The sequence below is a fragment of the Plantactinospora mayteni genome (genome assembly GCF_016862935.1).
Classification (GTDB): Bacteria; Actinomycetota; Actinomycetes; order Mycobacteriales; family Micromonosporaceae; genus Plantactinospora; species Plantactinospora mayteni.
The window spans coordinates 174168-194536 of sequence record NZ_BONX01000009.1 but is presented as its reverse complement, the minus strand read 5'-3'; the positions used below and the strand labels follow the sequence as shown (position 1 = coordinate 194536).

The following is a 20369-nucleotide window of genomic DNA, read 5'->3' as shown; positions in this document are numbered from 1 at the left end:
ACCTTCCACGGCGGGCGCGGCCACCGGCTGCCGTCGTCCTGCGGCTCGGGGCGACCGGAGCCGGTGCACCGCGCCCCGCACCCGATCCCGGTCACGCCGGCCCGCGCAACTCGACCAGGGACGCCAGTTCGGCGTCGGAGAGTTCGGTCAACGCGGCCTCCCCGCCGGTCAGTACCGCGTCGGCGAGGTCCCGCTTCACGGCGAGCAGGGCGGCGATCCGGTCCTCGACCGTCCCCTCGGTGACCAGCCGGTGCACCTGCACCGGACGGGTCTGCCCGATCCGGTACGCCCGGTCGGTGGCCTGCTCCTCGACGGCCGGGTTCCACCACCGGTCGTAGTGCACCACGTGGTCGGCCCGGGTCAGGTTCAGCCCCGTCCCGGCCGCCCGCAGCGACAGCAGGAAGACCGGCACCTCACCGGCCTGGAACCGGCGTACCTGCTCGTCGCGGCGGGCCACCGGGGTGCCGCCGTGCAGCAACTCGGTCGGTACGCCCCGGTCGCCGAGATGCCGCTCGATCAGCCGGGCCATCGCGACGTACTGGGTGAAGACCAGTACCGCGCCGTGTTCGGCGAGGATCGTGTCGACCAGCTCGTCGAGCAGCTCCAGCTTGCCGGAGCGGCCGGCCAGCCGAGGTCGCGCCTCCCGCAGGTAGTGCGCCGGATGGTTGCAGACCTGCTTCAACGAGGTCAGCAACTCCAGCACCAGGCCACGGCGGGCCATCCCGGTGCTGTCCCGGATCCGCGCCAGCGTCTCCCGGACCACCGCCTCGTAGAGGCCGGCCTGCTCACCGGTCAGCCCGACCGGATGGTCGGTCTCGGTCTTCGGCGGCAGCTCCGGAGCGATCCCCGGATCCGACTTGCGGCGGCGCAGCAGGAACGGCGCGATCAGCCGGGCCAGCCGACCCGCCGCCGCCGGATCCCGACCGGACTCGATCGGCCCCGCCCACCGGGCCCGGAACCGGGACAGCGGGCCGAGCAGCCCGGGAGTGGTCCAGTCCAGGATCGCCCACAGTTCGGTCAGGTTGTTCTCCACCGGCGTACCGGTGAGGGCGACCCGGGCGGCGGCCGGGATCCGACGCAGCGCCCGAGCGGTACCCGAGGCGCGGTTCTTCACGTGCTGCGCCTCGTCGGCGACGACCAGGCCCCACCGCACGGCGGCGAGCCGCTCGACGTCCAGCCGCATCGTCCCGTACGTGGTCAGCAGGAACCCGTCGGTCAGCGCGTCCAGGCTGCGTCGGCCGCCGTGGAAGCGGCGTACCGGGGTGCCGGGGGCGAACCGGCCGATCTCGCGCTCCCAGTTGCCGAGCAGCGAGGCGGGGCAGACCACCAGGGTCGGGCCGGCGGTCGCCGGATCCGCCTGCCGGTGCAGGTGCAGCGCGATCAGCGTGACGGTCTTGCCGAGCCCCATGTCGTCGGCGAGGCAGCCGCCCAGCCCCAGCTCCGTCATCCGGGCCAGCCAGCGCAACCCACGCAGCTGGTAGTCCCGGAGCGTGGCGGTCAGCCCGGCCGGCACCGCGACCCGCTCCGGCCCGGCGCCGGCGGCCGGCTCCGGGTCGGCGATCCGCCGCCGCAGCCCGGCCAGCCAGCCGGTGGCGTCCACCTCCACCGGCCGCCCGTCGACCTCGACCGTCCCGGTCAGCGCGGCGCCGAGCGCCTCGATCGCGCCGACCGGCGGCAGCCCCGGCTTGCGGGCCCGGGCGGCCAGTTCCGGGTCGAGCAGTATCCACTGGTCGCGCAGCCGGACCACCGGCCGGTGCGCCTCGGCGAGCAGATCCAGTTCGGCGGCGGTGAGCGGTCGCCCGCCGAGGGCGAGCTGCCAGTCGACGTGCAGCAGCCCGTCGCCGCCGAAGAAGGCGGCCAGGTCCGACGGCGGCTCCTCGGCGGCGCCGAGTACCGCCCGGGAGGTCAGCCCGGCCGCCAGCTCGCGGGGCCAGTGCACCGGTACCCCGGCCGCGTCGAGCCGGCCGGCCGCGTCGGCGACCAGCTCGGTGACCTCCTCGTCGGTCAGCAGGAGTTCGTCGGGGACGGCGGCGTCGAGCAGGTGCCGCAGCGGCGGCCAGACACCGGCGGCGCGGCGGACCGCGAGTGTGGTGTCGAGCCGGGCCCGTGGCCCGAACCCGGCGACGTCCCCCTGCCACAGCGCGGCGGCGTCGACCACCAGCGCCGGGTCGACGAGGCTGTGCACCTGTACCACCGCGCGCAGCCCGGGCCGGGTGAAGTCGCCGTCGACCGGCTCCAGCCGCACCGAGACGTGTATCCCGGAGTCCAGACCGGCGCGGACCTCCTCCGCCCAGCCGCGCAGCCGGGGTACCGACTGCGGCGCCGTCGCGGCGTACGCGTCGGTGCCGGCGGCGTGCCGGGCGGCGGGGGACCGGGGCAGGGTGTCGGCGACCGCGTCGAGGAAGCCGCGCAGCAGGCCGGCCGCGTCCGGCAGGACCGGGCCCACCACGGGCTCGTCCTGCCGGGCCACGGACTCGTCCTTGGGCGGGGACGGGGGTCGGCCCGGCTGCGCGAGCTGGCTGCGGTCGTCGGTCGGCGGTGCCTCGTCGGTCGGGACCGGATTCGCCCGGGCCCGGGCCGGCATCGCCGCCGCGAGTTCCCGGATCCGGCCCGCGTCGGCCGCGTCCAGCGCCCCGACCGTCCAGGCGTCGAAGCCGGCCGGTGACACCGTCGGCAGGATCCGGCGCCGGGCCACCAGGTGCAGGGCCAGCACCGTCGCCGCCGCCCAGTACGCCAGCGCCGGGTCGGCCGGTGCCGGGTGGTCGCTCTCGGCCGCCCTCACCTTCTCGCGCATGGCCAGCAGCAGCGGCAGCGCGTCGCCGACCGGCAGCCGGCGGGCCGGCACCACCTCGGCGCGCACTCCGGCCCCGTCCGGTACGACGACCGTCAGCTCGCCGTCCCGTCCCGGCCCGCCGTCCGGCAGCCGACCGCCGTCCGGCCGCCAGAACGCCAGCACACCGGCCCGGGGCGGATCGGACGGCTCGAACACCACCGCACAGTTCGCCGGCCACCGGTCGTCCGGGCCACCGATGCGCCGGTCCCGGGTTCGGGGCGGTGTTCCGGCTTCCGCCGTCGCCTTCGGTCGCATCTCCGGTCGTGCCCCCTCGTCCGCCAGCCGCCCCGCCTCGGAACTCCCACCGACCAGGGCGCCACCCGTACCGGCCCGGGACATTATACACTGTACGGAAATTCCGTCCGAGCCCGCCGGCCCTACCTACGGGACGACGGGCAGGCCGACGGGCGAGTGCGCCGGGACACCCGGGCGGGTAACGAACCGATAGGGTTCCGGTCATGACGATGCGGCCCATCCGGATCATCGGAGACCCCGTGCTCCGCACCCCGTCCGAACCGGTCACCAGCTTCGACGCCGCACTACGTAAGCTGGTCACCGACCTGATGGACACCCTCCTCGGCGCACCCGGCCGAGCCGGAGTCGCCGCACCGCAGATCGGCATCAGCGCCCAGGTCTTCGTCTACGACGCCGACGGGCAGCGCGGCCACCTGATCAACCCCACCCTCGAACTCTCCACCGAAACACAGGACGACGACGAAGGCTGCCTCTCCGTACCCGGCTTCTACTTCCCGACCCCGCGCGCCATGCACGCCACCGCACACGGCGTCGACCAGTACGGCGAACCGCTCACCATCACCGGCAGCGGCTTCCTCGCCCGCGCCCTGCAACACGAGACCGACCACCTCGCCGGCCGCCTCTACGTCGACACCCTGCGCGGCGACACCCGACGCCGCGCCCTGCGGGAAATCCGCGCCGGACGGTTCGCCACCCCCGACCGGTGACCCCAGCCGGAGCCGGCCCCCGGGTCAGCGGCTCCGCCGACGCCGCAACCAGACACCGACCGCGCCCAGCAGCACGAAGACCAGCGCGGAACAACACAGCGCTTTGAAGATCACGCCGAAACTGTCGCACATCCCGCCGTAAGGTGTGCAGGTGCGCCTGGCAACCTTCAACCTCCTGCACGGCCGATCCCCGCACGACGGCCTCGTCGACGAGACCCGGCTCGCCGCCGCGGTCGCCACCCTCGACGCCGACATCCTGGCCCTCCAGGAGGTCGACCGGGACCAGTCCCGCAGCAACCACCTCGACCTGACCGCCATCGCCGCGAGCGCGATGGACGCCCCCGAACACCGGTTCGCCGCCGCCGTCGTCGGTACCCCCGGCGAACGGTTCCGGCCCCTGACCCACGACGACGACGGGCACGGCGAACCCCTCTACGGCATCGGCCTGATCAGCCGCTACCCGGTCCGGACCTGGCAGGTCACCCGGCTGGCCCCGGTACCCGTACGCTCTCCGGTGCTCGACCCCGGCCCACGCGGCGGGATCATCATGCTCCGCGACGAACCCCGGGTCGTCCTCGCCGCCATCCTCGACACCCCGTACGGGCCGATCACCGCCGCCGCCACCCACCTGTCCTTCGTACCCGGCTGGAACATCCGACAACTGCGCCAGGTGATCCGCGCCCTGCGTACCCTGCCACCGCCCCGGATCCTGCTCGGCGACCTCAACCTGCCGGCCGGGCTCGCCACCCTCGTCTCCGGCTGGCGCTCCCTGGCCCGCCGCCCCACCTACCCGGCCCGGCAACCCCGAGTCCAACTCGACCACATCCTCGCCGACCCGCGCGACGGACACCCACTGCCCGCCGTCACCGCCGTCGACGCCCCGATCGCCACCATCTCCGACCACCGGCCACTCGTCGTCGACCTCGCCTGACCACGCCGGCTCTGGGGCGGCGTCGAGCCGGCGGCGGCAACGACACGGGTCACCCGGCGGCGGTCCGGCACCGTCGACCACCTCGACGCCCTCCTCGTCGACCACCTCGACGCCCTCCTCGCCGTCCAGGATCGACCGGAACCCGGAGCGCAATCGACCGGAACCCGGCGCGCACCAGCGTCCGGTCGCCAGCGAGCAGCCGCCGGAAAGACCGAGCCGGCCGAACATCCCACAGCCAGCAGCCACCGGGACAGGGAGCGCAGGCGCCCGAACCCGCGACACCCCCGCCCGGCCGGCAACCCGGCGCGAAGTAGCATCCGCACGCGGCCGACCCACCCGCCGCGCCCGCCGCACCCGGAGGTGACATCGGTGGACCAGCCGGTCCGGCTCGCCATAGACCTCGGCACCACCCACACCGTCGCCGTGGTCCGCCGCGACCCGCACCAACCGGCCCGGGCCCTCATCTTCGACGGCACCCCGTTACTCGCCTCCGCCGGCCACCTCACCCCCGATGGCACCGTGCACACCGGACGCGACGCCGTCCGGCTCGGCGGCACCGACCCGCAACGCTACGAACCACACCCGAAACGCCGGGTCGACGACGGCACCCTGCTGCTCGGCACCGACGAGGTACCCGTCGAACGACTCCTCACCGCCACCCTGCGCCGGGTCGCCGACGAAGCCCGTACCGCCGGCGTCGACCCCACCGGCGGCACCGTACTCACCTGCCCCGCCGACTGGGGCCAACCCCGCCGTACCCTGCTCCGCACCGCCGCCGCCGACGCCGGCCTCGGCGCCGTCCGGCTCCTCGACGAACCCGTCGCCGCCGCCACCTACTGCGCCCAGATCCTCCACCAGCAGATCCCCGTCGGCGGCAGCATCGGCATCTTCGACTTCGGCGGCGGCACCCTCGACGTCGCCGTCGTCCGCCTCGACCCCACCGGCCCACACGTCCTCGCCACCGGCGGCCTCGACGACCTCGGCGGCCTCGACATCGACGACGCCCTCGTCGCCCACCTCGGCCAACTCGTCGAACTCCGCGACCCCGAACAGTGGCGGCGACTACGGCACCCCGACACCCCCGCCGAACGCCGCGACCGGCAGACCTTCTGGACCGAGGTCCGCGCCGCCAAGGAAATGCTCTCCCGCACCGCCAGCGCCCCCGTCCAGGTACCCGGCCGCGACGACCCGCTGCACCTCACCCGCGACGAACTCGACCGGATCGCCGGACCACTCGTCGCCCGCGCCGTCGACGAGACCCGCCGCACCCTCGACCGGGCCGGCATCGACGCCCGACACCTGAGCAGCCTGCTGCTCGTCGGCGGATCCAGCCGGCTGCCCCTGGTCGCCAGCCGCCTACACGCCCGGCTCGGCATCGCACCCACCGTCCCCGAACAACCCGAACTCCCCGTCGCGTACGGCGCCATCCAGCACACCGGACCCGATCCGCGACAGCCGGCCACCCCGCCCGGCCACCCCACCAGCGGCCCGCCCGGCCACCCGACCAGCGGCCCGCCCGCACCCGCGAGCCCCGCCCCTCCACGGCTTACCGGACCAGCGGTACCCGGGCCAGCGGCAGCCACCCCGGCCGTCGCACGGCTACCGCAGCCACCCGCCCCGACCACCAGCACGGCACGACCCGTCCCCGCCCGACCGGCACCCCCGGCCAACCCCCGCCGCCGACGGATCCGTCGCCTCCTGGTCACCACCACCGCGTTCCTCGCCGTCGCCGGCTGCGTCAGCACCGTCGTCGTCGGCGGCGAATGGCTGACCAACCAGCTCAGCGGCCTCGGCATCCTCGGCCCCGGCGCCACACCCGCCGGAACCCTCGACCAGGCCAACGCGTACACCGGCACCCGCCGGGGCGCCGCCGCCGTCACCGTGCACGGCACCGACGTGATCTCCGCCGTCGCCGGCGACCGCAGCACCGAAGTGGTGGCCCTGACCCCCTCCGCCGGCCCACCCCGCTGGACGGCGACCCTGCCGATCGAACCCACCGACCTCCGGCTCACCGCCGTCGAAGACCTGATCATCGTCGACGGCGAGAACTCCGTCACCAACGGCGGCCAGGACGTCCGCGCCGTACTCTCCGGCAAAGACGGCACGGTGCTCTGGCAACGCGCCTGGCCCGACCGCGTCGACGTCGCCTACTACGGCAGCCACGCCGTCGTCGAGACCCTCGGCAGCTCCGACGACCTCGCAATCAGCCGCGTCAACCTGCGCACCGGCCGCCAGGTGTGGAGCAGACCCGGCGAACCCGACCTGCTCACCTCCGGCGAACACCGGGCCGAACCGGTACGGCAGTGGAGCACCCCCGGCACCCTGGGCACACCCGCCCCCGGCGTCCTGCCCGCCGTCGCCGGAACCCTCCACGACGCACCCCGCGGCGGCACCACCATCGTCGAACTCGACCCCGCCAACGACCGCGGCCACGTGCTCGACGCCAACACCGGAAAGATCCGGGGGAGCGGCAAACTACCACTCGAACCCGACCTCTGGACCGCGTACGACAACACGGTGATCGGCAAGACCACCGGCGACGACCACGTCCTCGCCGCCTACGCCGTACCCGACCTCCGGGCCAAGTGGAGCGTGCCGCTCGCCGCCGGCGAGTACGTCGAACGGATCAAACCCTGCGCGGCGACCCTCGTCTGCGTCGCCGTCACCAACAGCGGCGACCACCGCGTCATCGCCCTCGACACCGCAACCGGCGACAAACGCTGGACCAGCACCGTCGAGCACTCCGACGAGAACTGGTACGCCCACGGCAACACCCTGGTCACCGGACGCGGCACCTTCGACACGATCAACAACCCCCGACTCGTCAACGGCACCACCGGCGAGACAGAACGCGAACTCCCCAAATTCGCCAGCCTCGAGGCCACCGCCGACGGACGACTCCTGCTCAGCACCGTCGGCGGATCACCACCGCGCTGGCACCTACAGGTCGAGGACACCACCGTCGGCGAAGGCACCAACCGGTTCGCCGTCGGCGACAAGGCCCCCGAACAGGTGGCGATCGACGACAACCTGGTCGGAGTCGTCACCGCCGACCGCCGGACCCTGGTCCTCAGCGTCTCCGGCCTGCGCACCGCCGCACCCCGCTAACCGGGCCCACCCGCCGCCGACCGCTCCGACAACAGCCGGCGCAGCGACCGGTTGGTCCGGTTGGCCCGCACCGCCGCCCGCTCCTGCTCGGCGGTCACCTCGATGTAGTTCTGACTCGTCGCCAGACTCGCGTGCCCCAACAGCCGCATGATCTCCGGAGCACTCGCCCCGTCCTCCGCCAACCGGGTCGCGAAGGTGTGCCGCAGCGCGTGCAGCCGTGCCCCCGGCGGAACCCGGTCGGTGATCCCCGCCCGCCGGTAACAGGACTCCACCAGATACTGAAGGCCACCCCGGCGTAGCGGCGCACCCTGCCGATCGACCAGCAGCGCCGAGTCCGGCCCGACCGTACGGGAGCCGAACCGGCGACGCCGGCTCTCCAGGTAGTCCACGACCACCTGGTCGAGTTCCGGCTCCACCGGAATCAACCGGGACCGGCTGCCCTTGCCGGTCACCTCGACCCGGCGCTCACCGTCCCGGCCAGCCAGCGACCCCGTCCGCAACGCCAGCAACTCGGCCAGGCGCAGCCCCGCACAGAGCGCCAGGGCCAGTACCACGAGGTCCCGCTCCGGCCACGGATCACGCTGCCGCTGGTCCGGACCGGCGACCCCGGCCAGCAACTGCTCCGGCGTACGCTCGCCGCGCAGCGGCTTCGGTGGGGCGGGTGGCACCCGGGGCTTGTCCACGGCGGGCATCGGGTTGCCGGTCACCACCTGCTCGGCGACCAGGAAGTCGAAGAAGCCGTTCCAGGTGGACCAGGCCCGGTAGATCGAGGCGGCGGCCCGGGGCATGGCGAACCGGGCGAAGGCCGCCCGCAGCGACCGGGCGGTCAGGGCGCGGATCGGCAACGCTGCCAGGGGGAGGGGAGTGGCGGGGTCGTCGGCGACCAACCGGGCGACCGCCAGCAGATCCCGACGGTACGCCGCCAGCGTGTGCGGGGAGGGCTTGCGGGTGGCGCGGGAGGTCAGGAACTGCTCGACGAGGGGGAGTAGCAGAAAGTCCTCTTTGTCCTGCATAACGAATATTATGCATGATTTAGGACAGTACGGCCAGTCGAATGATCTTGAAAGTTGGTGCTCCCGAGCCGGACCAGCTCGGCTAGCCGGACCCGCTGGTCCAGGAGAGGAGCCACCAGGAGAGGGGCGCCGAACTCGGCTTCCGTCAGACCAAGCACGTGCTGCGGCTCTCGCCGGTGACGGTGCACGGCGCGATCACTCCAGCACCCGACCAGCCACAGCCCAGCCCGTCGCCGTCAGGTCGACGTCGGCCGGCCAGTCCCACACGCCCATGTACCGCCAACTCGCGAACCTCCGACGGGCCGAGCGATGCCGGGCGGGACAACCGAGGACCTTCTCCCACCCGGCATCACCGCACCCCCGAGGGTGACTAGTTGACATAATGTAGATTATCGACCTGACAGAACCCGGGCGAGAGTCCAACTGGACGGGACACGACTGGACTCGTCCCAGCCCCTCGCGGCACCTCTGACAACCGCTCGGCGACGTCCGACCGGCGCGCGCGAGGCTTGGCCGCGCCGGTCGGCACCCGGGCCGCGAGTTCGGCAGACCTGCCCGGACGGCTCACCGCGCCGAAACCGGCGGCCGTCATCGCCGGGCGCCCGGGTCCTCCCTGCCGGATCGAGCACCACCGTGACGACGACCGGCGCGTGACTCCCCCGGGCACCCCAGCCGAATCATCGACGTCGGCGCATGTCGAAGATCGCCCTGGTCAGGACCTGTGTCGGGTTCGTCTCACGGTCCGTGAGTGGGTCGGTCAGCGGCCGACGTAGGCCGCGAGGTGCTGGCCGGTGAGGGTGGAGCGGGCGGTGACGAGGTCGGCGGGTGTGCCCTCGAAGACGATCCGGCCGCCGTCGTGGCCGGCGCCGGGACCGAGGTCGATGATCCAGTCGGCGTGTGCCATGACCGCCTGGTGGTGCTCGACGACGATGACCGACTTGCCGGAGTCGACGAGCCGGTCGAGCAGGCCGAGTAGCTGCTCGACGTCGGCGAGGTGCAGGCCGGCGGTCGGCTCGTCGAGGACGTAGACGCCGCCCTTTTCGGCCATGTGGGTGGCCAGCTTGAGCCGCTGCCGCTCGCCGCCGGAGAGCGTGGTGAGCGGCTGGCCGAGGCTGAGGTAGCCGAGTCCGACGTCGGCGAGCCGGTGCAGGATGGCGTGCGCGGCCGGGGTGCGTGCCGCACCGGTGCCGAAGAACTCCTCGGCCTCGCTGACCGACATCGCGAGTACCTCGCTGATGTCGCGACCGCCGAGGTGGTATTCGAGTACCGATGCCTCGAACCGCTTCCCCTCGCACTCCTCGCAGGTGGTGGCGACGCCGGCCATCATCGCCAGGTCGGTGTAGATGACGCCGGCGCCGTTGCAGTTGGGGCAGGCGCCTTCGGAGTTGGCGCTGAACAGCGCCGGCTTCACGCCGTTGGCCTTCGCGAACGCCTTGCGGATCGGGTCGAGCAGCCCGGTGTACGTGGCCGGGTTGCTGCGTCGTGAGCCGCGGATGGCGCCCTGGTCGATCGAGACCACACCGGCGCCGGCCGGGATCGAGCCGTGCACGAGCGTGCTCTTGCCGGAGCCGGCGACGCCGGTGACGACGGCCAGTACCCCGAGTGGGATGTCGACGTCGATGTCGCGCAGGTTGTTCGCGGTCGCGCCCCGGATCGGAAGCTGGCCGGTGGGTTTCCGGACCGTTTTCTTGAGGGTGGCCCGGTCGTCGAGGTGTCGGCCGGTGATGGTGCCGCTGGTCCGGAGTCCGTCGACGGTGCCCTCGTAGCAGACGGTGCCGCCTCCGGTACCGGCGCCGGGGCCGAGGTCGACGACGTGATCGGCGATCGTGATCGTCTCCGGCTTGTGTTCTACGACGAGTACGGTGTTGCCCTTGTCGCGCAGCCGCAGCAGCAGGTCGTTCATCCGCTGGATGTCGTGCGGGTGCAGGCCGATGGTGGGTTCGTCGAAGACGTAGGTGACGTCGGTGAGCGAGGAGCCGAGGTGGCGGATCATCTTGGTGCGTTGCGACTCGCCGCCGGAGAGGGTGCCCGACGGCCGGTCGAGGGAGAGGTAGCCGAGCCCGATCTCGACGAACGCGTCGAGGGTCTGCCCCAGTGTGGTGAGCAGTGGTGCCACCGACGGCTCGTCGAGGCTGCGGACCCATGCGGCCAGGTCGCTGATCTGCATCGCGCACGCCTCGGCGATGTTGACGCCCTTGACCCGTGACGACCGGGCGGCTTCGCTGAGCCGGGTGCCGCCGCATTCGGGGCAGTTGGTGAAGGTGACCGCCCGGTCCACGAATGCCCGGATGTGCGGCTGCATCGCCTCGCGGTCCTTGGACAGGAACGACTTCTGGATCTTGGGAATCAGCCCCTCGTACGTGAGGTTGACGCCCTCGACCTTCACCTTGGTCGGCTCCCGGTAGAGGAAGTCCTGCATCTCCTGCTTGCTGAACGTGCGGATCGGCTTGTGCGGGTCGAGGAAGCCCGACTGGGCGTAGATCCCTACGGTCCACCAGCTGTCCGACTTCCAGCCGGGGATGGTGAAGGCGCCCTCGGCGATCGACTTGGAGTCGTCGTAGAGCTGGCTGAGGTCGATGTCGGAGATCTTGCCTCGGCCTTCGCAGCGCGGGCACATGCCGCCGGTGCGGCTGTAGGTCTGTTTCGTGGTCTTGCCGGCGACCGTGATCGCACCGCTGGCCCGGACCGAGGCGACGTTGAAGGAGAACGCGCTGGGTGAGCCGATGTGTGGCTCGCCGAGCCGGCTGAACAGGATGCGCAGCATGGCGTTGGCGTCGGTGGCGGTACCGACCGTGGAGCGGGGGTCGGCGCCCATCCGCTCCTGGTCGACGATGATCGCGGTCGTCAGGCCGTCGAGTACGTCGACCTCGGGCCGGGCCAGCGTGGGCATGAAGCCCTGCACGAAGGTGCTGTAGGTCTCGTTGATCATGCGCTGCGACTCTGCGGCGATCGTGCCGAACACCAGCGAGCTCTTGCCCGAGCCGGAGACGCCGGTGAAGACCGTCAGCCGGCGCTTCGGGATCTCGACGCTGACGTCCTTGAGGTTGTTCTCCCGGGCGCCGTGCACGCGGATCAGATCGTGGCTGTCCGCGACGTGCGGCGCGGGCGACTGGGTGTCCGTCCTCGGGGCCATGCTTGTCGTGTCTCCATCTTGTTCTGGCGGGGCCGTCTTCGCGGTCTCCCGTCGGGCGTCGCCTGGCGCGATCTGACCGAGTTCGGGCAGTATGTCGGGTTGTCTCTCGTCGGCGGTCGCGACAACGGTACGCGTGTCCACCTGGTCGGGTGGTGGCGGTGATCCGGGACGGTTCGGTGGCGATTCCGGGACTGCGTCGACTTCCCGGACGCGATCGGGGTGAACGGCGCGGGTCAGCGGAGCTGGTTGATCCGGATCAGGTTGCCGGCAGGATCGCGGAACGCGCAGTCGCGGATCCCGTACGGCTGCTCGGTCGGCTCCTGGACGACGTCGGCGCCGCTGGCCTGTAGCCGGTCGAAGACGCCGTCGAGGTCCTCGGTGGCCAGGGTGATGGCGGTGTAGGTGCCCTTGGCGATCAGTTCGAGGATGGTGCGGCGCTCGTCTTCGCTGATGCCGGGATCGGCGGCCGGCGGGTGCAGGACGATGGAGGTTTCCGGCTGCTTGACCGGACCGACGGTGATCCAGCGCATGCCGGCGTAGCCGACGTCGTTGCGGACCTCGAAGCCGAGGGCGTCGCGGTAGAAGGCCAGGGCGGCGTCCGGGTCGGTCTGCGGGAGGAAGGCCGCGTGAATGGTGATGTCCATGGCCATCACGCTAGTTGCGGCTCGCTGACCCGCGCTTCTCGATTCCTGATCGGTCTGGTCACCTGTTTCGCGACGCACGGCGGCATCTCGGCGGTCGCGTGCGCTGCCTGGGCCCGGTAGGTGCTCGGTGGCACGCCGACCAGCTCGGTGAAGCGGGTGCTGAAGGTGCCCAGCGACGAGCAGCCGACCGCGAAACAGACTTCGGTGACGCTGAGGTCGCCACGACGCAGCAGTGCCATGGCGCGCTCGATGCGCCGGGTCATCAGGTAGGCGTACGGGGACTCCCCGTAGGCGAGCCGGAACTGGCGGCTGAGGTGCCCGGCGGACATGTTCACGCCGCGGGCGAGCGCCTCGACGTCGAGCGGCCGGGCGTGTTCCCGGTCGATCCGGTCGCGGACGCGGCGCAGCCGCGCGAGATCGCGCAGGTGCTGTGCCTCGGCGGATGTGCTGGTCACCTGCGAGATGGTGCCATACCGGGCCGACGTTGCCCAGCGCCGCCGGCGCCCCGGCTGGCGTCTACGTGTCAGCCCCCTCGGCGGTGTCGCACTCCGGCAGCGCACGACGGACGGTGCCGGGGGCGGTGGTGCTGCTACAGGCCGCCGGCGACCCGGAGTACCGCGCCGGTGGTGTAGGAGGCGCCGTCGCCGAGTAGCCAGACGACCGCGGCGGCGATCTCGTCGGCCCGGCCGGCGCGGCCGAGCGGGATCCGGCCGGCGGCCTGCCGGGCCCGGTCGGGTACCCCGGAGATGATGTGGAGTTCGGTGTCGACGATGCCGGGTGAGACGGCGTTGACCCGGATGCCTCGGGGGGCGAGTTCCTTGGCCAGGCCGACGGTGAGGGTGTCGGTGGCGGCCTTGACGGCGGCGTAGTGCACGTATTCGCCGGGGCTGCCGAGGGTGGCCGCCGCCGAGGAGACGTTGACGATCGCCCCGCCGGACGCGAACCGGCGGGCGGCCTGTTGGGCGCAGAGGACGTACCCGATGAGGTTGACGTCGACGACGCGGCGCAGGTCGGTGACGGTCAGCTCCGCGAACGGGCCGATCGGGCTGGTCACTCCGGCGTTGTTGACCAGGCCGGTGGGTTCGCCGAGCTTCCCGGCCTCGTCGAAGAGTCGTGCCACCTGGTCGGGGTCGGTGGTGTCGGCGCGGACGGCCAGGCCCCGGCGTCCGGCGGCGGTGATGTCGCGGAGTACGGCGTCGGCGGCGTCGGTGTCGCGGCGGTAGCAGAAGACCACGTCGTGTCCGGCGGTGGCGAGTTGTCGTACGGTCGCGGCGCCGATACCCCGGCCGCCGCCGGTCACCACCGTCAACGGAGTCATGGGCCTCTCCCCCTCGGTTGTCGCCTGCGCGGTGGTGCCCGGGCCGGCGGTGCCGGTGTCGCGGGGTTGTCCACGCGAGTCCGGTAGCTGGGGATCTTGCCACGTGTGGGTGCGGCGGGCCGGTCGGGATCGGGACCTGGTTTTGTTGATCTCGGACCGGTGTGTCCGTCTCGACGTTGTCGGGTCGGCCTGGTAGTAAGTCATGAATCAAACAGGTGTACGGAAGAGGGATCCGATGGCTGCCGCGCGTACTGCTGAACAGGGGTTGTCCACCGAGGAGTTACAGCACATCAGGGACGCGTTGGCGGGTGGTCGCAAGCCGAAGGTGATGTTCACCGAGGCGGCGGGGCAGATTGCCGGTCAGCTCGGTCAGGTGGTGGAGTTGACCGATCCGGAGGTGTCCGAGGAGTGGGTGGTGGTCCGGTTCGGCCGGGACGAGTTGCCCTTCTCCCCCACCGACCTGGCCGTTGCGCCGAAGGGTGCGACGCGGCGGCCGGCGGCAAAGCCGGAGCCGGAGCCCGAGCCGGCCGCCGAACCAGAGTTCAAGATTGTCAGGGAGCCGGTTCCGGCGCCCCGCGAGGAGGCAACAGTGACCGCAGTGGACACTCCCCCGGCCCGTCCGGCCGACGGTGAGGGCGAGGGTGAGGCGAGGCCGGCCCGTCGGGCGACGAAGGCGGTGAAGCCGAAGGGTCCGGCGGCGTTGACGGTCACCCTGACGTACGTGGACGGCGAGTGGACGTTGGCGGCGACGCAGGGTACGAAGTCGCTGGCGAAGCCGTACGTGATCAAGCCGGCCGAGGCGCTGAAGATGGTGGCGTTGATCGACGTCCCCGGGGTGCACGAGGCGGTGGAGCAGATCATGGCGGTGGAGCGGCGGGAGGCCGAGCAGCAGGCGGAGAAGTTGCGGGCCGAGCTGGCGGAGATCGAGGCGCGGTTGGCGGAGCTGCGCGACGCGGGCTGAGCCGGGTTGGCGTGGTTGGTCGCTGCGGGCCGGGCGGGTTGGTACGCTCGGCCCGGACCGTGACTGGCGTGCTGGGATGGGGTCAACCATCGGGAAGCGGTCCCGTCGAGTGACGTGTGCCGTGCGCCTGGGCCGCTTTTCCCTGCCCAGGAGGCTTGCATGGCGAATCAGGTGTCCCCGCTCGGCACGACGGCAGCGATGACCACGACGACGGCGAAGACCGGAACTGCCGCGAAGGCCACGCCAGCCACGGAGTCCGCGAAGACGGGGTCGACCGAGTCGGTGGCGTTCCGCGCCGCGTTGGACGTGGTACGGGCGGTCGAGCCCCGGATCGCGGACGCGATCGGCGCGGAGCTGGCCGACCAGCGCGAGTCGTTGAAGTTGATCGCCTCGGAGAACTACGCGTCTCCGGCGGTGCTGCTGGCGATGGGTAACTGGCTCAGCGACAAGTACGCGGAGGGCACGGTCGGCCGCCGGTTCTACGCCGGTTGCCGCAACGTCGACACGGTGGAGTCGATCGCGGCGGAGCATGCCCGGGAGTTGTTCGGGGCAGCGCACGCGTACGTGCAGCCGCACTCGGGGATCGACGCGAACCTGGTGGCGTTCTGGGCGGTACTGGCCGACCGGGTGGAGTCGCCGGCATTGCGCCGGGCCGGGGTCCGGCAGGTGAACGAGCTGACCGACCAGGACTGGGCGGTGCTGCGTCGGGAGCTGGGTGACCAGCGGATGTTGGGCATGTCGCTGGATGCGGGTGGGCATCTGACGCACGGCTTCCGGCCGAACATCTCCGGCAAGATGTTCGACCAGCGTAGTTACGGGACCGATCCGGAGACGGGTCTGCTCGACTACGACGAGGTGCGCCGGATTGCCCGGGAGTTCCGGCCGCTGATCCTGATGGCCGGCTATTCGGCGTATCCGCGGCGGGTGAATTTCCGGCTGATGCGGGAGATCGCCGACGAGGTCGGTGCGACGCTGCTGGTCGACATGGCGCACTTCGCCGGGCTGGTGGCCGGGAAGGTGTTCGCCGGTGACTTCGATCCGGTGCCGTACGCGCAGATCGTGACCACGACGACGCACAAGTCGTTGCGGGGCCCGCGCGGTGGCATGGTGTTGTGCGGGCCGGAGTTGGCCGACCAGGTGGACCGGGGTTGTCCGATGGTGCTCGGTGGCCCGTTGCCGCACGTGATGGCCGGCAAGGCGGTCGCGTTGGCGGAGGCGCGGCGGCCGGAGTTCGCGGCGTACGCGGGTCGGGTGGTGGAGAACGCGGTGGCCCTGGCGGAGGGGCTGTCGCGGCGCGGGGCGCGGCTGGTGACCGGGGGTACGGACAACCATCTGCTGCTGGTGGACGTGTCGGGGTACGGACTGACGGGGCGGCAGGCCGAGGCGGCGCTCTTGGACGCCGGCATCGTGACGAACCGCAATTCGGTGCCCCGGGACCCGAACGGCGCCTGGTACACCTCCGGGGTGCGGCTCGGTACGCCGGCGTTGACGACCCGGGGGCTCGGGGTGGCGGAGATGGACGACGTCGCCGGGCTGCTGCACACGGTGTTGTCGGCGATCCGGCCGGGGGTCGGCCCGGACGGTGCGCCGTCGAAGGCGCGGTACGTGCTGGACCGGGCGGTGGCGGAGCGGGTGGCCGGGCAGGCCGCCGACCTGTTGGCGGACTATCCGCTGTATCCGGTGGTCGACCTGGGCTGATTCCGGCTCGCCGGTGATCCGGCCGGGCCCGCGACGTCCGGCCCGAAGCCGAGCCGGCTCAGGTCGAGCCGGCTCAGGTCGACGGCCCGCAACCGTGGGCCGGGTCCCGCTTGGTCGGGTGCCGCTTGGCGGGCTCGTCGTCGGGGTGCCGCCGCCGGGTCGGGCGCCGGTCCCAGGGGTGGGGCCGGCACCCGAGGGTGTGGAGGTCACCCGGTGGGCGCGGCGGCGTCGGCGAGGCGTTCGCGTGCCTCGGCGAGGTCCTCGTCGGTCGGGTCGTCGTCCTGGGTCAGGTTCCGCCGCCAGTAGCCGGTGAAGTCGATCGACTGTTTCGGCAGGCCCCGGTCGTCGACGAGGTGCCGGCGCAGGGCGCGTACGGTGCCGGCCTCGCCGGCCAGCCAGGCGAAGACGGAGCCGACCGGGAAGGCCGCGGCGCGTACGGCGTCGAGCAGCCGGCTGCCGTGCGCGGTCGGCGGGTCGCCACGGTGCAGCCAGTGCAGGGTGAGCGCGGCCGGGGTGTCGAAGTGCTGCTCCTCGGCCGGGTCGGGGAGCTCGACGAAGGCGTGTGCGTGGGCGCCGGCGGGCAGCGCCTCGACGATGGTGCCGATCGCCGGGAGCGCCGACTCGTCGCCGGCGAGCAGCATCCAGTCGGTGCTGCCGATCGGGACGGGGCGGGCGAAGACCGCGGACGGGCCGAACATGCCGAGGGTGTCGCCGGGGGTGGCGGACTGTGCCCACCGGGTGGCGGGGCCGGCGTGCTCGTGCAGGGTGAAGTCGATGTCGATCAGGTTCCCGTGCGGGTGGTGTGCCCGGATGGTGTAGCTGCGGGTCCAGGGGCGGTCGGGTGCGGGGATGTCGGCGAAGCCGGCGTACCAGCGCCAGAGGTCGGGGTCGGGGTCGGGCAGCCGGGGGCGGCGCTGCCCCGGCCTCGGGAAGTAGAGCTTCACCTGCTGGTCGGGTCCGTCGAGGTGGAGGTCGCCGAGGTCGTCGCCGGTGAAGGTGATCCGAGCCATCCGCGGCGTGATCCGGGCGACGTCGGCGACCCGGATGAACCGGATCGGCAGTGGTCCCATCGGGGGCCTCCGAAGGTTACGAGAAGTCGATGCCCTGGGTGAGCCTTTCGCTTCAATTGTTTCATTGAAGTCCTTCATGAGACTTTGTGCGCGGGCTGGTGTGGCCAGCACCGGTCGACGGCTTGGAAAGTCTCAACTTGCGGTAGGCATCACGGTGGTGGCCGTCGGCGGGTGGTCATCGCGGGATGTTGGCGACCCCGATCCGCCTGCGGAACACCCAGTAGGTCCAGCCCTGGTAGGCGAGGACGACGGGGGTGAAGAAGACGGCCACCCAGGTCATCACCTTCAGGGTGTAGGCGCTGGAGGCGGCGTTGTCGACGGTGAGGGTGCCGGCCGGGTCGGTGGTGGACGGCAGCACGGTCGGGAAGAGCGCGGCGAACAGGGCGGCGACGGTCAGCCCGATCGCGGCGGCGGTACCGACGAAGGCCCAGCCCTCCCGGCGTACCCGGGTGGCGACCAGCGTGCCGGCCAGGGCGACGGCGGCGGCCACGGCGAGCCCGACGGCGGCCGGGGTGTGCCGGATGGTCAGGCCGACGGCCAGGAACGCGGCGGTGACGGCGGCGGTGGCCGTGCCGGCCCGGGCGGCGAGCCGGCCGGCCCGGGTCCGGATCTCGCCGGTGGTCTTCAGCGCGAGGAAGACGGCGCCGTGCGTGACGAACAGCGCCGTCGTGGTCACCCCGCCGAGCAGGGCGTACGGGTTGAGCAGGTCGAGCAGGCCGCCGGTGTAGTCGTGTCGGGCGTCCAGCGGTACGCCGCGCAGCAGGTTGCCGAGGACGACTCCCCACAGCGCGGCCGGGATCAGCGAGCCGAGGAAGATGGCGAGATCCCAGCGGGCCTTCCAGCGGGCCTCGGGGCGCTTGTGTCGGTATTCGAAGGCGACGCCCCGGAAGATCAGGGCGAGCAGCACGAGCAGGAACGGCAGGTAGAAGCCGGAGAAGAGGCTGGCGTACCAGCCGGGGAAGGCGGCGAAGAGGCCACCGGCGGCGGTGATCAGCCAGACCTCGTTGCCGTCCCAGACCGGCCCGATGGTGTTGATCAGCACCCGGCGTTCCCGGTCGTCGCGGCCGAGTACCGGCAGCAGGATGCCGACGCCGAAGTCGAAGCCCTCCAGGATGAAGTAGCCGGTGAAGAGCACGGCGATGAGCAGGAACCAGAAGGTGGGCAGGTCCATCGTGGACTCCGTCGGGTCGGTGGGGGTTCGGGCTGCGGGCGCCGGTCAGTAGGCGAAGGCGAGGGGGCGGTTCTCGTCGTCGGTGTCGGGGTCCGGTTCGGCGGGTGGTGCGGTGTCCGGCAGGCCGGCGCGGGCGTACCGGATCAGCAGCCGGACCTCGACGATGGCGAGGGTGGCGTAGACCAGGGTGAAGGCGGTGAACGAGGTGATCACCTCGGCGAGGGAGACGCTGCGGGAGACGCCGTCGCGGGTGAGCATCTCGCCGAAGACGACCCACGGCTGCCGGCCCATCTCGGTGAAGATCCAGCCGAAGCAGTTCGCGGCGAGCGGCAGGACCGGCATGACCAGGCCGGCCCGGACCAGCCAGCGAGAATTCGGGGTACGCCCACGGCGCTGTGCCCAGAGCACCCAGAGCGCGATGGCTGCGGCGGCCAACCCGAAGCCGATCATGAATCGGAAGCTCCAGTAGGTCACCGGGATGATCGGGGTGTAGCTGCCGGGGCCGTACTGGGCGACGTACTGGGCCTGGAGGTCGTTGATGCCCCGGACCTGGCCGTTCGGGTCACCGGTGCCGAGCACCGAGAGCAGGTACGGGATCTTGATGGCGAAGAGTTCCCGGCTGCCGTCCAGGCTGCCGACGGTGAGTACGGAGAACGAGGCGGGCTGCTCGGTGGTGTAGAGCGCCTCGGCGGCGGCCATCTTCATCGGCTGCACCTGCGTCATGATCTTGCCTTGCAGGTCGCCGGTGACGACGACGGCGACCGCGGCGGCGAGGGTGACCCAGGCGCCGAACCGGGCGGCGAACCGGAACGCGGCGCGGTCCTCCCCCGCCGCCGCGCTCTGCTGGCTGCCGCTGTCGGCCTTCTTCCCGGACGGGCGGCGCAGGTGCCAGAGGGCGATCGAGACCATCAGCGCCCCGGCGACCAGGAAGCAGCCGGCGAGGGTGTGCGGGAAGGTGACCAGGGTGACCTTGTTGGTGAGTACGGCGACGATGTCGGTGAGTTCGGCCCGGCCGGTGTCGGGGTTGATCCGGTAGCCGACCGGGTTCTGCATCCAGGAGTTCGCGGCCAGGATGAAGTACGCGCTCAGCGTCGAGCCGATCGCGGCGGCCCAGATGGTGGCCAGGTGGATCCGCCGGGGCAGCCGGTCCCAGCCGAAGATCCACAGGCCGAGGAAGGTGGATTCGAGGAAGAAGGCGAGCAGGGCCTCGATGGCCAGCGGGGCGCCGAAGACGTCGCCGACGAAGCGGGAGTAGTCGCTCCAGTTCATCCCGAACTGGAACTCCTGCACGATGCCGGTGACCACGCCCATCGCGAAGTTGATCAGGAAGAGCTTGCCGTAGAACTTGGTCAGCCGCAGGTAGCGCAGCTCCCCTGTCCGATGCCAGCGGGTTTGCAGGATCGCGACGAGCACCGACAACCCGATGGTCAGCGGTACGAAGAGGAAGTGGTAGACGGTGGTGACACCGAACTGCCACCGGGCGACGTCGAGCGCGTCCACGGCAAACCCCCAGGTATTTACTACCGG

At 72.0% G+C, this 20369-nt stretch carries 14 protein-coding genes and 1 riboswitch; of the genes, 5 read left to right on the top strand and 9 right to left on the bottom strand.

All coding sequences use genetic code 11. The features are described from left to right. Positions 1 to 91: 91 nt before the first annotated feature. Positions 92 to 3172: an SCO1167/SCO6262 family helicase gene (locus tag Pma05_RS09140; RefSeq protein WP_239312026.1), complete on the bottom strand. Its 3081-nt coding sequence runs from the start codon at positions 3170 to 3172 to the stop codon at positions 92 to 94. A 119-nt stretch (positions 3173 to 3291) separates the two neighbouring features. Between Pma05_RS09140 and def the strand changes: the two genes are divergently transcribed. From def to Pma05_RS09125, 3 genes are all read left to right on the top strand, one after another. Next, positions 3292 to 3795 carry a peptide deformylase gene (gene def, locus Pma05_RS09135; RefSeq protein WP_203856886.1) on the top strand — a complete coding sequence of 168 codons (504 nt, stop codon included), beginning with the start codon at positions 3292 to 3294 and terminating at the stop codon, positions 3793 to 3795. A gap of 151 nt (positions 3796 to 3946) precedes the next feature. Beyond that, the gene (locus Pma05_RS09130) at positions 3947 to 4726 is read left to right on the top strand and encodes an endonuclease/exonuclease/phosphatase family protein (RefSeq protein WP_203856885.1); all 780 of its coding nucleotides are present in this window, start codon (positions 3947 to 3949) and stop codon (positions 4724 to 4726) included. 369 nt (positions 4727 to 5095) lie between these two features. Then, on the top strand, positions 5096 to 7834 hold the full coding sequence (locus Pma05_RS09125; protein WP_203856884.1) for an Hsp70 family protein: 2739 nt from the start codon (positions 5096 to 5098) through the stop codon (positions 7832 to 7834). Here the strand turns inward: Pma05_RS09125 and Pma05_RS09120 are convergent. From Pma05_RS09120 to Pma05_RS09100, 5 genes are all read right to left on the bottom strand, one after another. Continuing rightward, positions 7831 to 8847 carry a tyrosine-type recombinase/integrase gene (locus Pma05_RS09120; protein ID WP_203856883.1) on the bottom strand — a complete coding sequence of 339 codons (1017 nt, stop codon included), beginning with the start codon at positions 8845 to 8847 and terminating at the stop codon, positions 7831 to 7833. The two genes, Pma05_RS09125 and Pma05_RS09120, sit on opposite strands and share 4 nt — an antisense overlap. 757 nt (positions 8848 to 9604) lie before the next feature. Continuing rightward, positions 9605 to 11980 (bottom strand): ATP-binding cassette domain-containing protein, encoded by a 2376-nt coding sequence (locus Pma05_RS09115; protein WP_203856882.1) that lies wholly within the window; start codon positions 11978 to 11980, stop codon positions 9605 to 9607. A gap of 233 nt (positions 11981 to 12213) precedes the next feature. Beyond that, positions 12214 to 12624 carry a VOC family protein gene (locus tag Pma05_RS09110; RefSeq protein WP_203856881.1) on the bottom strand — a complete coding sequence of 137 codons (411 nt, stop codon included), beginning with the start codon at positions 12622 to 12624 and terminating at the stop codon, positions 12214 to 12216. Between the two features lie 5 nt (positions 12625 to 12629). Then, positions 12630 to 13079, bottom strand: coding sequence for a helix-turn-helix transcriptional regulator (locus tag Pma05_RS09105; RefSeq protein ID WP_203856880.1), 450 nt, complete (start codon positions 13077 to 13079; stop codon positions 12630 to 12632). 134 nt (positions 13080 to 13213) lie between these two features. Beyond that, positions 13214 to 13942 (bottom strand): SDR family NAD(P)-dependent oxidoreductase, encoded by a 729-nt coding sequence (locus tag Pma05_RS09100; RefSeq protein WP_203856879.1) that lies wholly within the window; start codon positions 13940 to 13942, stop codon positions 13214 to 13216. Between the two features lie 235 nt (positions 13943 to 14177). On the opposite strand from Pma05_RS09100, the gene Pma05_RS09095 reads away from it, so the two are divergent. Both Pma05_RS09095 and Pma05_RS09090 read left to right on the top strand, forming a co-directional pair. Next, positions 14178 to 14903 (top strand): hypothetical protein, encoded by a 726-nt coding sequence (locus Pma05_RS09095; RefSeq protein ID WP_203856878.1) that lies wholly within the window; start codon positions 14178 to 14180, stop codon positions 14901 to 14903. Positions 14904 to 14952: 49 nt separating this feature from the next. Next, positions 14953 to 15043, top strand: a riboswitch (ZMP/ZTP riboswitch). Between the two features lie 19 nt (positions 15044 to 15062). Next, entirely contained in the window at positions 15063 to 16601 is a 1539-nt protein-coding gene (locus Pma05_RS09090; protein ID WP_239312024.1) for a glycine hydroxymethyltransferase, read from the top strand. A 206-nt stretch (positions 16602 to 16807) separates the two neighbouring features. Here Pma05_RS09090 and Pma05_RS09085 read toward each other — a convergent pair whose 3' ends face one another. The 3 genes from Pma05_RS09085 to Pma05_RS09075 form a co-directional block, all read right to left on the bottom strand. After that, on the bottom strand, positions 16808 to 17671 hold the full coding sequence (locus tag Pma05_RS09085; RefSeq protein WP_203856877.1) for a siderophore-interacting protein: 864 nt from the start codon (positions 17669 to 17671) through the stop codon (positions 16808 to 16810). Between the two features lie 175 nt (positions 17672 to 17846). After that, positions 17847 to 18842, bottom strand: a complete 996-nt coding sequence (gene cydB, locus Pma05_RS09080) for a cytochrome d ubiquinol oxidase subunit II (protein ID WP_203856876.1) — start codon at positions 18840 to 18842, stop codon at positions 17847 to 17849. Between the two features lie 45 nt (positions 18843 to 18887). Beyond that, positions 18888 to 20342 (bottom strand): cytochrome ubiquinol oxidase subunit I, encoded by a 1455-nt coding sequence (locus Pma05_RS09075; protein ID WP_203856875.1) that lies wholly within the window; start codon positions 20340 to 20342, stop codon positions 18888 to 18890. Positions 20343 to 20369 lie beyond the last annotated feature (27 nt).

What these genes read in the sequence shown, in the direction of transcription:
- Pma05_RS09140 (WP_239312026.1), bottom strand. Translation starts at nt 3,172, where the DNA reads ATGTCCCGGGCCGGTACGGGTGGCGCCCTGGTCGGTGGGAGTTCCGAG.
- def (WP_203856886.1), top strand. Translation starts at nt 3,292, where the DNA reads ATGACGATGCGGCCCATCCGGATCATCGGAGACCCCGTGCTCCGCACC.
- Pma05_RS09120 (WP_203856883.1), bottom strand. Translation starts at nt 8,847, where the DNA reads ATGCAGGACAAAGAGGACTTTCTGCTACTCCCCCTCGTCGAGCAGTTC.
- Pma05_RS09115 (WP_203856882.1), bottom strand. Translation starts at nt 11,980, where the DNA reads ATGGCCCCGAGGACGGACACCCAGTCGCCCGCGCCGCACGTCGCGGAC.
- Pma05_RS09110 (WP_203856881.1), bottom strand. Translation starts at nt 12,624, where the DNA reads ATGGACATCACCATTCACGCGGCCTTCCTCCCGCAGACCGACCCGGAC.
- Pma05_RS09100 (WP_203856879.1), bottom strand. Translation starts at nt 13,942, where the DNA reads ATGACTCCGTTGACGGTGGTGACCGGCGGCGGCCGGGGTATCGGCGCC.
- Pma05_RS09095 (WP_203856878.1), top strand. Translation starts at nt 14,178, where the DNA reads ATGGCTGCCGCGCGTACTGCTGAACAGGGGTTGTCCACCGAGGAGTTA.
- Pma05_RS09090 (WP_239312024.1), top strand. Translation starts at nt 15,063, where the DNA reads ATGGCGAATCAGGTGTCCCCGCTCGGCACGACGGCAGCGATGACCACG.
- Pma05_RS09085 (WP_203856877.1), bottom strand. Translation starts at nt 17,671, where the DNA reads ATGGGACCACTGCCGATCCGGTTCATCCGGGTCGCCGACGTCGCCCGG.
- cydB (WP_203856876.1), bottom strand. Translation starts at nt 18,842, where the DNA reads ATGGACCTGCCCACCTTCTGGTTCCTGCTCATCGCCGTGCTCTTCACC.